This window comes from Burkholderia lata, from assembly GCF_000012945.1.
Taxonomy (GTDB): Bacteria; Pseudomonadota; Gammaproteobacteria; order Burkholderiales; family Burkholderiaceae; genus Burkholderia; species Burkholderia lata.
In genome coordinates this window covers 1,254,615-1,269,478 of sequence record NC_007509.1, presented here as the reverse complement: position 1 = coordinate 1,269,478, position 14,864 = coordinate 1,254,615, and the positions used below count along the sequence as shown (strand labels likewise).

At 66.1% G+C, this 14,864-nt stretch carries 11 protein-coding genes; 7 read left to right on the top strand and 4 right to left on the bottom strand.

The window, feature by feature from the left end; genetic code table 11:
- Positions 1 to 36 precede the first annotated feature (36 nt).
- Both BCEP18194_RS05360 and BCEP18194_RS05355 read left to right on the top strand, forming a co-directional pair.
- Entirely contained in the window at positions 37 to 1,356 is a 1,320-nt protein-coding gene (locus tag BCEP18194_RS05360) for an MFS transporter (protein WP_011350308.1), read from the top strand.
- A 44-nt stretch (positions 1,357 to 1,400) separates the two neighbouring features.
- The gene (locus tag BCEP18194_RS05355; protein ID WP_011350307.1) at positions 1,401 to 2,345 is read left to right on the top strand and encodes a dihydrodipicolinate synthase family protein; all 945 of its coding nucleotides are present in this window, start codon (positions 1,401 to 1,403) and stop codon (positions 2,343 to 2,345) included.
- A gap of 180 nt (positions 2,346 to 2,525) precedes the next feature.
- Here the strand turns inward: BCEP18194_RS05355 and fliD are convergent, their stop codons facing one another.
- On the bottom strand, positions 2,526 to 4,028 hold the full coding sequence (fliD, locus tag BCEP18194_RS05350; protein ID WP_011350306.1) for a flagellar filament capping protein FliD: 1,503 nt from the start codon (positions 4,026 to 4,028) through the stop codon (positions 2,526 to 2,528).
- 294 nt (positions 4,029 to 4,322) lie between these two features.
- Complete coding sequence (locus tag BCEP18194_RS41080) at positions 4,323 to 4,646, bottom strand: hypothetical protein (RefSeq protein WP_157687127.1); 324 nt, start codon at positions 4,644 to 4,646, stop codon at positions 4,323 to 4,325.
- A gap of 406 nt (positions 4,647 to 5,052) precedes the next feature.
- Between BCEP18194_RS41080 and BCEP18194_RS05345 the strand changes: the two genes are divergently transcribed.
- Both BCEP18194_RS05345 and tssF read left to right on the top strand, forming a co-directional pair.
- A complete protein-coding gene (locus BCEP18194_RS05345) occupies positions 5,053 to 5,466 on the top strand; it encodes a DoxX family protein (RefSeq protein ID WP_011350305.1) in 414 nt (137 codons plus the stop codon).
- A gap of 383 nt (positions 5,467 to 5,849) precedes the next feature.
- Entirely contained in the window at positions 5,850 to 7,712 is a 1,863-nt protein-coding gene (gene tssF / locus BCEP18194_RS05340; RefSeq protein WP_011350304.1) for a type VI secretion system baseplate subunit TssF, read from the top strand.
- A gap of 54 nt (positions 7,713 to 7,766) precedes the next feature.
- Here the strand turns inward: tssF and BCEP18194_RS05335 are convergent, their stop codons facing one another.
- On the bottom strand, positions 7,767 to 9,203 hold the full coding sequence (locus tag BCEP18194_RS05335) for a hypothetical protein (protein ID WP_011350303.1): 1,437 nt from the start codon (positions 9,201 to 9,203) through the stop codon (positions 7,767 to 7,769).
- Positions 9,200 to 9,460 (bottom strand): PAAR domain-containing protein, encoded by a 261-nt coding sequence (locus BCEP18194_RS05330; RefSeq protein ID WP_011350302.1) that lies wholly within the window; start codon positions 9,458 to 9,460, stop codon positions 9,200 to 9,202. Before BCEP18194_RS05330 ends, BCEP18194_RS05335 begins: the two co-directional genes overlap by 4 nt.
- Positions 9,461 to 9,877: 417 nt before the next feature.
- Between BCEP18194_RS05330 and BCEP18194_RS05325 the strand changes: the two genes are divergently transcribed.
- Genes BCEP18194_RS05325 through BCEP18194_RS05315 form a run of 3 tightly spaced genes read left to right on the top strand, consistent with a single transcriptional unit; the run spans position 9,878 to position 14,851 of the window.
- Complete coding sequence (locus BCEP18194_RS05325; protein WP_011350301.1) at positions 9,878 to 12,832, top strand: type VI secretion system Vgr family protein; 2,955 nt, start codon at positions 9,878 to 9,880, stop codon at positions 12,830 to 12,832.
- Positions 12,819 to 14,069: a hypothetical protein gene (locus BCEP18194_RS05320; protein ID WP_011350300.1), complete on the top strand. Its 1,251-nt coding sequence runs from the start codon at positions 12,819 to 12,821 to the stop codon at positions 14,067 to 14,069. Before BCEP18194_RS05325 ends, BCEP18194_RS05320 begins: the two co-directional genes overlap by 14 nt.
- A gap of 47 nt (positions 14,070 to 14,116) precedes the next feature.
- Positions 14,117 to 14,851, top strand: a complete 735-nt coding sequence (locus tag BCEP18194_RS05315) for a hypothetical protein (RefSeq protein ID WP_244272803.1) — start codon at positions 14,117 to 14,119, stop codon at positions 14,849 to 14,851.
- Positions 14,852 to 14,864 lie beyond the last annotated feature (13 nt).

The window sequence follows — 14,864 nt, the reverse complement described above, 5'->3', positions numbered from 1 at the left end:
GAACCGGCCGATATCGGTGACATGGAGACAACCGCAATGAACGAAACCCCGACTGTTCCGCCCGCACCGCCGCGTATCCGGCGCGGGCAACGCATCGCGCTCGCGCTGTTGATGGTGAGCGGCATCGTCAACTACCTCGATCGCGGCACGCTGGCCGTCGCAAGCTCGGCGATCCGCGGCGATCTCGGCCTGTCGCTCGCGCAGATGGGGCTGCTGCTGTCGGCCTTCTCGTGGAGCTATGCGCTGTGCCAGTTCCCGGTCGGCGGGCTGGTCGACCGCATCGGCCCGCGCCGGCTGCTCGGGATCGGCCTGATCGTCTGGTCGTTCGCGCAGGCGGCGGGCGGCATCGTGTCGACCTTCGGCTGGTTCATCGTCGCGCGCATCGTGCTCGGCATCGGCGAAGCGCCGCAGTTCCCGTCGGCCGCGCGGGTGGTGAGCAACTGGTTTCCGTTGCGCGCGCGCGGCACGCCGACCGGCATTTTCAACGCCGCGTCGCCGCTCGGCACCGCGCTCGCGCCGTTGCTGCTGTCGATCCTCGTCGCGTCGTTCGACTGGCGCTGGGCGTTCATCGCGACGGGCGCACTCGGTCTCGTCGTCGCCGTCGTCTGGTTCGCGCTGTATCGCGATCCGGTGCGCGCGCAACTGACGGCCACCGAGCGCAGCTATCTCGATGCCGACGCGCAAAGCGCGGTCGCCGCACCGAAACTGACGTTCGCCGAATGGCGCAGCCTGTTTTCGCACGGCACGACCTGGGGGATGCTGATCGGCTTCTTCGGATCCGTGTACCTGAACTGGGTGTACCTGACCTGGCTGCCGGGCTACCTGACGATGGAACGGCACATGAGCCTGATCCGTACCGGCTTTGCCGCGTCGGTGCCATTCCTGTGCGGGTTCGTCGGGTCGCTGCTGGCCGGCTGGCTGTCGGATCTGGTCACGCGCCGCAGCCGTTCGCCGGTCGTGAGCCGGCGCAATGCGGTGGTGGTCGCGATGCTCGGGATGGTCGCGTTCACGATTCCCGCCGCGCTCGTGCGGAGCAACACGGTGGCGCTCGCGTGCATTTCGGTCGTGATCTTTCTCGCCAACGCGGCGTCGGCCTGCTCGTGGGCGCTCGCGACGGCGGCCGCGCCGCCGAGCCGCATCGCGTCGCTCGGGGCGATCCAGAATTTCGGCGGTTTTATCGGCGGCGCGCTCGCGCCGATCCTGACGGGCATCATTGCGCAGAAGTGGTCGTTCGTGCCGGCGCTGCTGACGGCCGCGGCGATCGCGTTTGCGGGCGCGATGGCGTACCTGCTGCTGGTGCGCAAGCCGATTCCCGAGCAGGCCGCGAACGCCGCGCCCGGGCCGTTGCCGGCCTGAGCGCGCGGTATGCGCCACGCCTTCACTGAAGCAAGGAGAAACACATGCAACACCCGCAGCAATCGAACGTGACCATCGAGGGCATCGTCCCGGTGATGCTGACGCCGTTCGACGATGCCGGCGCGATCGACTACGCCGGGCTCGAGCGGCTCATCGAGTGGTATCTGGCGCACGGCGCCGATGCGTTGTTCGCGGTCGCGCAGTCGAGCGAGATGCAGTTCCTGAGCCTGGCCGAACGCGCGGAACTCGCGCGCTTCGTGGTCGAGCGCGTGGCCGGGCGCGTGCCGGTCGTGGCGTCCGGGCACATCAGCGACGATCTCGACGCGCAGGTCGCGGAGCTGTGCGCGGCGGCCGAATCGGGCGCACAGGGCGTCGTGCTCGTGACCAATCGCCTCGATCCGCAGCGCAAGGGCAGTGCCGCGTTGCTCGACCATCTTCACCGGCTGCTCGCGCGCTTGCCGTCGGATCTGCCGCTCGGGCTGTACGAGTGTCCGGCGCCCTACCGGCGGCTGCTGTCGGATGACGAACTGCGTGCGTGCATCGACACGGGCCGCTTCGTGATGCTCAAGGACGTGAGCTGCGACCTGGCGACGGTGAAGCGGCGGGTCGCGCTCGCCGAGGGCTCGCCGCTGAAGATCCTCAACGCGAACGCCGCGATTGCCTGGGACGCGATGAAGGCGGGTTCCGCCGGCTTCAACGGCGTGTTCACCAACTTCCATCCGGACTTGTACCGGTGGTTGCGTACGCAAGGGGCGTCGAATCCGGCGCTGGCGGATGAGCTTTCGACATTCCTCGTCGTCTCCGCGGTGTCGGAGGCGCTGGGCTACCCGGCGCTCGCGAAGCTCTATCACCAGCGGATCGGCACGTTTGCGTCGATCCGTTGCCGCGCGATCGATTACGACGTGCGTGAACGGTTCTGGGCGCTCGATGCGGTGCTCGACAAGATCGTGGCCGGGACCGAGCATTTCCGGCGGCGGATTGCTGCGTAATCGGGCGTGCGCTGCCGTCCGAGGTTGACGGTGCGAGACGCGGAACCGAACCCGGCGCATGCTCGCGCACCGCCGCGCGTGAGTGAGGTTTCCAGGCGGGACACCGTGCGCGGCGGCGCGAGCCGGTCGATCCATTGACCGGCGGCCGCCGCCACGATCGTCGGTCGGCCCGCACGCTCGTCACTTGTTCGCCAGCGTGCCGTTGCTGTTGGCCCCGCCGAACAGCCGCGTCAGGTACTGCGTGTTCGAGTTCATCTTGGCCATCAGCGCGTTGAGTGCCGTGAACTGCGCCTGGTACTGCTTGGTCAGTTGCGCGGCGTAGTCGGCCAGATTCGTCTGTTGCTGCGTGACGCGCTTCAGGTCGGCGCCCAGCGCGTTCGTACGCAGGTCGATCATCCCGCCCCGCTTCGTGAAGGTCTCGATCTGGTCGGTCAGTTGCTTGCCTACCCCGTTCGTCGAGTTGAACAGGTGCGCGACCCCCGACGAGTTGTTGTTCAGCGCACTGTCGAGCTTCGCGCTGTCGGCCCGCAGCGTGCCGTCCTTCTCGAGGGAGACGCCAATCGCCGTCAGGTTCGTGTGCCCGTCGCCGTTCTTGTTGGGAACGCCGCGCGCGACGATCGACGCGAGGGCGTTGCGGATCGTGTGCAGCGTCGAATCGCCGATCAGCGTGCCCTGCGTGCTCGCCCCTGGCGTGTAGCTCGACAGCGCGCCCATCGTCTTGACGACGGTGTTGTACTGGTTCACGAAATTCGTGATCGTGGCCGCCTGCGACTTCGTGTCGGGGCTGACGGTCAGCGTCTGCGTATCGGTTGCGCTGACCGCAGCCGCCGACAAGTTCAGCGTGACGCCGTTCAGCACGCCTGACACCGTGTTGCTCGCGCTCGTCGACGGGATGCCGCTGACCGTGAACTTCGCGTCCTGCGCGACGGCGCTTTGCCGCCACGCGGCCGCGCTGTTCGCGGAGTCGATCGTCGACGGGCCGCCCGTCGTGCCGGCCGTCGACGTGACGCCGAGGTTCGACAGCCCGTTGTCGTTGGCCACGTTGCCGACCGCGACGCTGATCGTGTTCGCCGAGCCCGTCTTCGACGACGCGAGCACGAGGTGCGCGCCGTCGGTGCCGTTGATGACCGTCGCGCTGATCCCCGGGTTGTTCGCTGCGGAGTTGATCGCGGTCGCGATGCCTGACAGTGTGTTGTTCGTGCCGTTGACGTCGACTTTGAACGACTGGCTGCCGAGCGACAGCGTCAGTGTGCCGGTGCCGAGCGCCTTCTTCCCGTCGAAGCCCGACGAAGCCAGCGCCTGCGCGGTCGCGATCTGCGTGACGCCGACCGCGTAGGTGCCGGCAACCGCGCCTGCACTCGGCGTCGCGGTCAGGCCCTTGCCGCTCGCGACCGCGGTGAACGTCGACTGCAGCCCGCCATTCGCCAGCGTGGCGAGGCCCGCTTCGAGCGCGCCCAGCGCGGACGACAGCGCGCCGAATGCGGAAATCTGCGTGGTGCCGGTCTGCTGCGACGCGGCGAGCGCCGCGGCCCGGCCGGCCGTCTTCGCGTTCACCAGCGTCGTGACGAGCAAGCCGACATCCATCGACCCATTGCCGGTCGAGCCGTTGATGATCGATTGCGCCGCCTGTTGCAACAGGCTGTTCGTGTTCGCGCTGCTGTTCACAGGCATGTTCGTTGTCATGGGTGGTTTCCGGTTGAAAAGCGATCCCTTGACGAGCGGCTGTCGACGGCCTGCGGCGATGCGCGTGCGGGCCGTGTCCGGAGCGACGCGTTCCGGGAGTCACGGGAGTGTCGGGAAAACGTAAGGACGCGCGCTATCGTATATTTAAATCCGTATTAATTAGTAATTTTTTGTAATTATTGTTGTGAAAAGTGTAGATGGAAATGTGGTGGTGGAGTGGGGGTTAAAGGTTTGCGATTTTTTGCCGTTAACACACCGTTCAGATTGCATTTATTCAAGGCTTTTTGCCGGCATTTAAAACTTGCTGGCGCCGTGAATGTTTGATCCGGTTTTTTCGCTTGCTCTGCTAAACACCGGATCGATCGGCAATGTGCGGGAGGCGTTCTTCCCGGCAGCTATCGGGCTGAAGCCCCTGTCCACTGGGCGAAACGCGTTGCGGACGACATCAACCCGCTTGCCCGCGAAACGTTTTTTGTTTGCCAATACGCATTCCAGGCCAGACGTCTTTACCCGGAACAGGGGCCTTCGAAAATTGAAAAGAAAGTCGAGTGTGAAACTTAATTCACTGATGGCAGGTTTGTACACATAACGTATCGTCGAATAACGATTGAGATGCATCGATGTGGCCTGCTCATGATAATTGGTGCTTCAATATCGATTGGATACGGAAACCGGATATGAATGGACGGCTTTCATGTTCTCGAAACATGAGGGCAGGGCCATTTGACCGGATTCATTGCTGCTGCTTCACGGCCTTGTTTCGCTCGATTGTCCACTTGATCGTGACAGCGAATCTTGTTTTGACGGATTGATGATTTTTGAGGAGACAGTAGACTGCATCCGTGCTTCGCCAGAACCGATCCGGAGCGCACCAAAAAACGGTGCGACCGAGCGGATTCTTCGGCGGCAGGCCAGCCGGCCTGCTGTCCGATTGTGCGAGGAGTGGTTCGTTGCCGACCAGGCGCGCCGATTCGGCGCATATCGGCACCGGATGCATCAAACCGTCAATTCAAGGGTGATTGCCATGCGTTACGTTTCACTGGAGTCGAAGAAGGACGAGCTGCTGCTGGCGGCTCGCGTACTGTTGATGATCCTGTTCGTGCTGTTCGGCTGGCAGAAGCTGAACGGCTTCTCGGGCACGGTCGCGTACATGGCGTCGACGGGGAATCCGGCGCCCGAGCTGGCCGCCGCGATCGCGGTCGGGGTCGAACTGGCCGGTGGCCTGTTGATCGCGATCGGCTTCTATACGCGTCCGCTCGCACTGGTGTTCGCCGCCTATACGCTCGCGACCGCGCTGATCGGCCATCGCTACTGGGCGCTGCAGGGGATGGAGCAATACATGGCGATGATCAACTTCTACAAGAACGTGAGCATCATCGGCGGGCTGCTGTTGCTCGCGCTGACTGGCCCGGGGCGGTATTCGCTCGACCGGAAGTAAGGCGGGGCAGCGTTACCGTGCAGGTTCGGGAGCCCGGCGCATGAAAGTGCGCCGGGCTTCGTTCTTGTTGGTGGGCATGACGCAGGGCGGTCGCGCGGTGCTGGCGGCGTGGGCACTTCGTTGCGAAGCGAACTGGTTCCGGACATGATTGCACGTGCACAATGACGCTGTTCGCGCCGCGTTGGTCGGCGTGCTTTCGCATCGCGTTTCAATGCCTCGCACGTGTCCCGCACCGGCATTCGGCGGTTTCCGATGGTGTGCAAGGGGCCGCAGGGCAGACGCAATGCTGCGTTCGATGCGCGTCGGCTCCGGCCGGGCCGACGTCCGCAGCGTCTCGCAGATCTCGTCTGCTTCAGGGCATTGCCGACGGAGAACGACGACGTATGAGTCCGGAAGACCTGCTGTCCTATTACGAACGGGAACTCACCTTCCTGCGGCAGTACGTGCGTGAATTCGCCGCGCACTATCCGAAGATCGCAAGCCGGCTGTCGCTGACCGGCGGGATGGACAGCGGCAGCATGGACCTTCACGTCGAGCGCCTGGTCGAGTCGTTTGCGTTGATGGCGGCACGTACGGCCCGCAGCATCGACGACGACTATCCGCGGTTTACCGAGGCATTGTTCGAGACGCTGTACCCGCACTATCTGCGCGCGTTTCCGTCATGCTCGATCGCGCACTTCGAGATGGACGGCGCCCGGGCGGCCCAGATGTCGGCCGCTGTTACCGTGCCACGCGGTACGCAGCTGTACAGCCGGCCGCTGCACGGATCCAAGATATTGTTCCGGACTGCGTACGACGTCACGCTGTCGCCGCTGCAACTGACGGCGGCGCAGTTCCGCTCCCTCGCCGACGTGCCGCGAACGCTGCGCCTGCCCGCCGGTGCGACGGCGCTGATCACGCTGACGTTTGCGATTCAATCGGCCCACTTGTCGATCGCCGAGCTGAATGTGGACTCGGTCCGGCTCTATACGCAGGGCACGCCCGTCTTTACCGCGATGCTTCGCGACGCGCTGTCGATGAAGACACTGCGCGCTTATGTCGAGCCGGAGCACGGCGGCCGGTGGATCGAACTCGACGGCACGCCTTGCACATCGGCAGGCATGGACCGCGCGGACAGTCTCGTCCCCTATCCCGAGTCGGCGGACCCGGCCTACCTGCTGCTGACGGAGTTCTTCGCGTACCCGGAAAAGTTCGGCTTCTTCGACTGCGATCTGCGCCAGGCCGGCCGCCTGGGCGGCAAGCAGTTCAGCATGCATCTCGTGTTGAAGGACATGCCGGCCGAATCCGCGGCCGCGCAGGCGCTGGCAGCGCTCGATGCGAGTCACCTGGTGCCCGGCTGCACGCCGGTCGTCAACCTGTTCGAGGCGGTGGGCAAACTGGGCGAGCGATCGAGCACGTCGGACGCCGCCGACGCATACGCGCTGGAGGCCGACGAGCAGAGCGCCCATGCGTGCGCGATCTATTCGGTCGATTCGGTCGCGCAGGTGGAAGCGTCGCCGCAAGGTAACCAGGCCGTGGCAATCGATCCGCTGCACTCGCTGCGCCACGGTCGGCATGCGGGGGCGGCGGCACTCTACTGGCAAGCCGGCCTCGATCACCGGGCGACGCCGGGGCGTCCCGGAGAGGACGTGACGCTGACGTTCGTGAGCGGCGATCTCGCGCGCCGGGCGCCGCCGCCGGCGCTCGACATCCGGCTCACCTGCAGCAACGGCGATCTGCCCGAGCGGCTAGGCTACGGTTCGCCGATGGGCGACCTGATGATGGAGGGCGGCAGCCTGGCACGGCGGATTGCGTTGCTGCACCGGCCGACCCGCTCGTTGCATCCCCGGCACGAACGCGGTGCGCAGTGGCGACTGATTTCGCAACTGTCGCTCAATGCCGTGTCGCTGACGGGCGGCGCGGGCCCTGTTCGGGACTTGCTTGCGCTGCACGACCTGCAACGGTCGGCCCCGTCGGTCCGGCTGATCGACGGCGTGGTGAAACTGACGCAGCAGGCGGTGACGGCCTGGGTGACCGAGCGAGACTTCGCGGGCATCGTCCGCGGGATCGAGCTTCACCTGACCGTCGACGAAGACGCGTTCGTCGGCACGGGCACCGGCATTCATGCATTTGCGCAGGTCATGGACAGGCTGCTGCGCCTGCACGTGACGACCAGCAGTTTCACCCAGCTGATCGTCTTCTCCAGCCGCACCGGCGACATGTTGTTGCGCTGCCCGCGCTGCGCCGGCAACGGATTCCTGACTTGAGCGGACTGGCGTGCCGTCGTCGGTACCGCCACGCGTGACGAAAGCCGACGGCCCTTACGCGGGCGGCGAACTGGCATTCGCGTCGAGCGCGACGTGATGGCTGACGACGACAGCGCCGCGCATCAGCGGGTCGCTGATCGAAACCACCAGTGCCGGCCGTTGGGCGTCGACTGCGTGCGCGCTGGCCGCGGCGATCAGCCCGAGCGCCAGCGCGCCGCCGCCATCGCCGTTCGCGATGCCCAGGTGCCGGCAACGCAGCCGGATGTCGGGGTCGTCGGGCCACGTGCGCTGGGCCGCATCGCCGATCTCCGCGCGACGGCTGCTGCGCTGGTCCGCGTCGCTCACGAGGGCGCAGCCGGCCAGGGCCGGTTCGGCGTCCGTCATTCGGGCAACGGCCTGTCGAAGCAGCCCGGCAACCGTATCGCCGTCCGGTTGCCCGGTCGATGTGCGCTGTTCGGCGATCGCGAGCCGATGAATCCGCGGCGTGTCCGGCGTGCCGGCCGCCATCGGCAGCGCGAGCAGGAGCGCGCATGCGCCTTCGCCGAGCACCTGGCCGTCGGGACGATTGTGCGCAAACAACCGGCCGGCCTGGTCGAGCGCGTTCACCGTCGGTTGGCTCAGCGTCGAGTCGCACGCCAGCACGAGATGCCGGGCCGTCGCGTGCGTCCGGTGAAGCTCGACGTTCAGGGCATCGAGCGCGGCGAGTGCGTCAACCGGGTGCGCAACGAACGTGACCTGTGCCGGCTCGACGGCCGGCCGCCAGCGACCGCGTTCGAGGTGCCGGTCGAGCCAGGCCGCGAGTGCCGGTGCATCGGCGCGCCAGCGCTCCGGCAGCAGAAGGTGCAGCACGAATGGCGGTACGGCGCCCCGCGACGTTTCGCCGGGCGGCGTGACAGGGGTGGTGGCATGGCGCGCCATCAGCTCGTCGATCGCTTCGGCGGCCAGCATCATCGCGCGGCGCTGCTCGTCGTTTTCGCTCGGCATGACGTCGAGCGCGAGCATGCCGTCATCGGGATCGTCGCGCCAGATCGACGCGGCGGTCGCCGCGAATACCTTCGTGCCGTCAAGTCGCTGCAGCGTCGGATGCAGCCCGACGACCTGGCCGTCGCCGGCAAGCGCGAGCACGTCCTCGACATGCATGCCCGCCGGCAGGCGCAGGCTTGCATCCAGCAGCGCCATCGTCCACGTGAGCGACGGATCGTCGTCGGTCGTTGCGGCCGGCGCGCCACCCGCTTGCGGCACGGGTTTCGGTGCCGGGGCGGGCACCGGCGCGAAACCCTTGCGGATACTGGCTACCCCGATGACGAGCAAAAGCGGCACGCCGACGCCGGCCATGAACAGTTCCTTGACGCTCGGCACGTGGCCGGTCGCTTTCCAGTACCCGGCGGCCAACAGCCAGACCGCGACGAACGCGATGGCCACCCGGATGGCCGCGCGAACCGGCGATCGCCCGCCCGTGCGATCGGCCGGAGAGTCGGGTACCGTGCTCATTCGCTGCCGGTATTCGACTGGCTGGCGATCAGGATCGCGCCGCACTTCGTCTTGTGGCCATCCCGGGCGACGGCGCGACTTTCGATAATCGCGGTGTCGTCGCCTTCATCGATGTAATTGACGCCGTGAAGCGGGCAGGTAACCGTGTCGTTGCGACGGGCAATTCCCTTGCCGTCGATTTTGGCGATGCCTGACGCACTGGTCACGACGCCGCCATGACTGTGCTTGTCCCCGAGAACAATAAACGGGCGAGTCATATAGAGGCCTCCTGCTATTTTGAATGTGCCGCTTCGAGCGATCGGTATTTAATTCGCAGTATTCGGTGGGCGAATGTTGAAATCGGTAATTAATGCCGTCGAGTGGCCGCCGTCACCGCTGATTATGTCCGGCGTACGCCGGATCGAGGGCGAAAATCAAATCAGGGCTGGTGTGCCATTCTATCCGAGTTCCAATCCCCGGTTGGCACTCGCTATCAAGCTGATGATATTCTAGTGGCCAAGGCGCCATAAAATAGGGTTATATCAATTGGCGCAGAATGATTTTACATTTTTGTGTCATTTTAAAAACGAATGCCGGGCCGGCTTCATTGGTATTCGTTATCGCGCTTTCGAGAGGGCAGGTTTTTGCGCTGCGGCGCATTTAATAGAAAAACGTAACAGGTGAGAGAGACCCGCATGGATGTTAACTCGCAACTGTCGTCTCTGTTCAGTGCTTTGAATCGTCTTCACGTACTCGACGGGCCCGGTTCGATCTCGTCCTTGCAGATCGAACGCTGGAGCGGCCGCGAAGCGCTGTCGGAGATCTATCGCTGGGACGTCTACGCACTCTCCACCGACCCCGGGCTCGATCTCGATGCGATGGTCGGGCAGCGCGTCACCCTCACCACGACGCTGGCGAACGGATCGACGACGACCCGTAGCGGGCTCGTGGCCGAGGCCGGATGCGTCGGCTATGACGGCACGCTGGCACGCTACCATCTGCAACTGGTGCCATGGCTGGAGGCGCTCGCGCACGGCCGTGATCAGCGCACGTTCGTGAACCGGACGGTTGCCGAGGTGCTCGACACTGTGTTCGCGGCCTACCGCAGCAGCGCCCGCTGGCGTTTCACCGCCGATGCCAACCAGCGTATCGACGCGCTCGGGCCGTGCGAATACCGCGTGCAGTACCGCACCCACACGCATCTCGATTTCGTGTGCCACGTGCTGGCGGAAGCCGGCCTCGGCTTCTGCTTCGTCGAGGACGATGACGCGCCGGCGGGCCATACGCTGCTCGTCTTCGACGACAGCGCGCAGCTCCCCGAGGACGACACCTCTCGGCGCCTCGGCGGCCTGCCGCTTCGCCTGAACGGCATGGCGGTCGGCACCGGCGACGTGATCCTGGGCATGGGCCAGGTCGTCTCGCTGACGGCCGACCGGGTGACGCTGATCAGCAGTGACTATCGCGGCAACCAGTCGGTGACGGCGACGGCGAGCGTGGTCAATCCGGCCGGCTTTCGCGAGCTGTACGACGACGTCGGGCCGGAAGCGTTCGCGACGCTGCGCGCGGCCGAGGACACGGCGCGCCGGCAGGCCGATGCGATCCTGTCCGAGGCGCGCTGCTGGGCGGGCTGCAGCACGCTGCATACGGCGCGGGCCGGCCGGGCGCTGCGCGTCGCCAACGCGCCATGGCAACAGGTGCGCGGCTCGGCGGAAACGCCGGACACCTTTCTCGTCACCGAAGTGACCCATGTCGGTATCAACAACCTGCCGCGTACCGTGATGGAAGCGCTGCAGCAGACGCTTGGCACGCTGCCGCCGGACGATCTCGATCCGCGCGTGCTGAAGGAGGCGGGGATCGGCGGTTACGCGAACCGTTTCACGAGCGTGCCGCGCGAGCAGGTCTGGCGCCCCATCCTCGAGGACGGGACGGGCCAGCGGCTGAATCCGGTGCCGACGGCGCTGGGCGCGCAATCCGCGATCGTGGTCGGCCCGCAGGGCGAGTCGCAACCGGGCGCCACCGGCCCGGTTCACACGGACGCGCAGGGCCGGTTGAAGCTGCGCTACCACTGGCAGGCGGATGGCGACACGGGCGTGTTCGCGACGCGCGCGATGCAGCGACTGGCCGGCGACGGTCATGGCCTGCAGCAGACGCAGCGGATCGGCCATGAAGTGCTGGTGCAGTTCATGAACGGCCTCGTGCATCGGCCGGTGATCCTCGGCGGCTTGTTCAACGGTCGCGGCGAAGGCGGCGAATCGCCGACACCGGGCGGCGAGACGGGCCAGCCGCTCGACGAGTCGATCTACGCGAAGGCGGCCGATCATGCGCCGAGCGCGCAGGGCAACCAGGTCGGGGGGTACAGCCCGGCGTGGCACGGCGGCGGCGCGGGCACGCAGCGGCACAACCACGCGGGGGCGCTGTCCGGCTTCAAGAGCCAGGGATTCGACGCACAGGGCCACAATCAGTTGGTGACGGACGACAGCGACGGCATGGGGCGCCTGCAGATGGCGACGACGCACGCCGCGACCCAGTTCAACCTCGGTCACCTGCGTCACCAGGCGGACAACTATCTCGGCAGTTTTCGCGGCCAGGGCGTCGAGCTGCGTTCCGATGCATATGGCGCCGTGCGCGCGACGCGCGGCGTCCTGATTTCGAGCTATGCGCCGGATCCGGCGCAACCCGCCGGCGACGTCGCCGCGCTGAAGTCGTTGCTGGCGCAACAGTTGGCGCTGGCGCGCACCTTCGACAAGGCGGCCGACACCCACCGCACGTTGCCGCTTGCCGCGCAGCGCGGCGTGCGCAAGGCGGGCGAGTCGTCGCTCGACGGCGAAGCCGCACCGCTCGACGCGCTGTCGCGCAGCCTGGCGACTACGGTGAGCGCGAACGGGTTCGAGCAGGCCACGGCCGACGCAGCGCAACGCGGCACCGGCAACGCGCTGCCGCATACGGGCGACGCGTTGCTGGGCATCGCCGCTCGCGGCGGCCAGGGGCTGTTCGCGGGCCAGGCGCTGCAGTGGGCTGCGGGCGAGACGCTGACGATCGGCAGCGGGGGCGATACCAACCTGGCGGTCAGCCGGTCGTTGCGGGTCCACAGCGGCCAGGGCATCGGCTGGCTGGCCGGCGCGAACGGGACGGGCGCGGCGAGCGAGGCCGGCCTCAGCCTGATTGCGGGCAAGGACAACCTGGACCTGCAGGCACAGCACGGCACGCTGGCACTGCGCGCGAAGGACGACCTGACGGTGGCCGCGACGAAGAGCGACGTCGAACTGGCCGCCGGGCAGGCACTGCGGCTCGCCGTGAGCGGCGGCGCGTCGCTGCTGATCGAGGGCGGCAATGTCACGTTCGAGTGCCCGGGCAACCTGACGGTTCACGCGGCCGACCATCAGTTCCAGGGGCCGACCGACCTGGACAAGGCGAAGGGCGCGTGGGGCGATCACGGGCTCTACAACGAGTATTACTGGCTGCGCGACGCGCAGACGGGCGGCGCGGTGAAGGGGCTGCCTTACCGGATGGTCGGCACGCATGGCGATGCGCTGGCTGCGCGCAGCAGCGCCGGCGACGGGCGGACGGCGACCTATTCGACCCAGGCCGCGGCGAAACCGATCCGGGTCGAATACACCGGCAACGAGGACATCGATCATGGCTGGAGCTGATACGGTCGCCGTCCCGAAGGTGCTGACCCAGACCGACAGCACGCCGATGGCGCAACAGGACGGGCATCCGGTCGCGGTCGAGCTGGTCAGGCTCGTGGAATACACGGTCAATATCCGTTCGTTTCACCCGAACAAGAAGTTCGAGCGGCTGGGTTTCCGCTTTCACGGCGACACGCGCGGCTTTTCGCTGGAGGAGAGCTTTCACCCAAGCTACCTGGCTCGCCAGACCGGCAAGGTGACGTCACGCGTGTGGCAGCTGTATGCGTGCAATCTGGCGGCGGGCAGCAAGGACAAGTTCCAGGACCGGCTGAGACGCACGAAGTACGCGGGATCCAACACGTCGTCGGGGCCGTGGTGGGCCTCCGACGGTCCCGAGCCCTATACCGAGAAGAAATACCAGCCCGATGGAACCGCCGATGCGAACGCCTTCGAGCAGGGGCACGCAGGAGAACAGATTGCCGAAGTGACGTCGTGGTACGGGGGCAAGAACTTTGCGTTCCTGGGATCGCGGCTGGACTGGAATACGCTTCACACCACCGTCGTTCCGACGCTCGACGCGCGTGGGCATGTGTGGATCCGGGTCGAGCGCGTGCGCCGCTGGATGGACATCTGCATGCTGGTCTATGGCGACGGGTTCCCCAACTGCGAATCGTTCATCGAGGACCCCGCGGGGAACAAGCTGTTCCTCGGTACCCACGTGCGGATCGGCACGCCCGCCACCCACCTCGCCGGCGACAACAAGCGCATCATGTTTGCCAACGTATTGCGGGTGGAACTGACGCTCGACGGCAACTTCGGATCGAAACTCTGGATCTTCACACAGGCGCTCGGCGGCACGCCCGACCGGCGCGATGACTACCCGGCGATCCGCGACATCAAGACCGCGCCGGGCACGCCGACGCGTCACATGAGCGACCCGGATCCGTCGGGGTGGTCCGGTGTGCCGGGCGACGGGCCGCCCGTCATCCTGCCGGGCATGGACGTTGTCTCGTGGCCGGCCGATCCGCTCAGCAAGATCGGCGACGGCGTGAGCGGCGGGCTGGGCAAGCCCTTGCATATTTCCGCATACGAGGACGTGGGTGCCGTCTGGCAACGTCTGCAGGACAGCTTCAAGCGACCGCCGGCTACCCGTGACACGACCGTTCAGGCCTGGAATGACTACCACCTTCATCGAAATCCCAACGAGGGCCGCGCGCCCGATAGCGAAGACCTGGATCCCAAGCTATGGAAGAAGTAGTGCCAACGCCGTCGTCGGCGCGTCGCGTGAGGTGGCGTTACGTCGTGTTGCTGGTTGTCGTGCTGCTCGCGGCAATCGTGTTCGGACTGGATAGGAGTCGGCGCATGCCATTGATTTACGTGATTCCGGAAGGCTACGTCGGCCCGGTGGTCGCATTGTTCGACCAGCGTGACGGGGTCGAGCCGCTCCATGCGAAGGACGGGCTCGAGGTGCGGGTGCCCGCGAACGGCATCGTCAAGATAAAGGGCAACCCGAAACTCGGCCATTCGGAGGCGTTTCCGAAGAGCACGGTGGTGTTCGAGCTGGAGAAGCGCGACGGCAGCCGCGAGGTGCTCCAGGAAGCGATCAACCCGTGGCAGGACTACGACCGGAACGACGATCCGCACTGGAAGGTCGGAATTCGCGATGCGCAGGGGAATCTGCGCACCATCGCCGTTTCCGACCGGAAGGACGGTTTCGTGTTCGACGATTTCCCCGAGTCGGATCGCAGCCGCGTCATGGTTTTCTGGCACGAGTCGTGTCAGGACCGCGTGTTCGGTCCGGAGTCGGATGCGTATCTCGCCGGCGAAAAGTCCGCCGAGGAACTGCACGTTCCGCCGTGCGGCGAGTTCGTCGTGGGCGCCTTCGATCACATCCGGCAGTGGCCGGAATGGATGTTCCTGCGCGGCAAGGGCAAGCAGGAAAAATCGGGCGTCAGGAATCCTACGTACAGCTCGATCCAGGAACTGGTCGACGAGGCGAATGCGCGAGTGGCCAGGAAGCAGGCCGACGCCATCAACTGAGCGATTCCGCGTG

Coding starts and splice junctions, on each gene's coding strand:
- BCEP18194_RS05360 (WP_011350308.1), top strand. CDS start 37: ATGAACGAAACCCCGACTGTTCCGCCCGCACCGCCGCGTATCCGGCGC.
- BCEP18194_RS05355 (WP_011350307.1), top strand. CDS start 1,401: ATGCAACACCCGCAGCAATCGAACGTGACCATCGAGGGCATCGTCCCG.
- fliD (WP_011350306.1), bottom strand. CDS start 4,028: ATGACAACGAACATGCCTGTGAACAGCAGCGCGAACACGAACAGCCTG.
- BCEP18194_RS41080 (WP_157687127.1), bottom strand. CDS start 4,646: ATGCATCTCAATCGTTATTCGACGATACGTTATGTGTACAAACCTGCC.
- BCEP18194_RS05345 (WP_011350305.1), top strand. CDS start 5,053: ATGCGTTACGTTTCACTGGAGTCGAAGAAGGACGAGCTGCTGCTGGCG.
- tssF (WP_011350304.1), top strand. CDS start 5,850: ATGAGTCCGGAAGACCTGCTGTCCTATTACGAACGGGAACTCACCTTC.
- BCEP18194_RS05335 (WP_011350303.1), bottom strand. CDS start 9,203: ATGAGCACGGTACCCGACTCTCCGGCCGATCGCACGGGCGGGCGATCG.
- BCEP18194_RS05330 (WP_011350302.1), bottom strand. CDS start 9,460: ATGACTCGCCCGTTTATTGTTCTCGGGGACAAGCACAGTCATGGCGGC.
- BCEP18194_RS05325 (WP_011350301.1), top strand. CDS start 9,878: ATGGATGTTAACTCGCAACTGTCGTCTCTGTTCAGTGCTTTGAATCGT.
- BCEP18194_RS05320 (WP_011350300.1), top strand. CDS start 12,819: ATGGCTGGAGCTGATACGGTCGCCGTCCCGAAGGTGCTGACCCAGACC.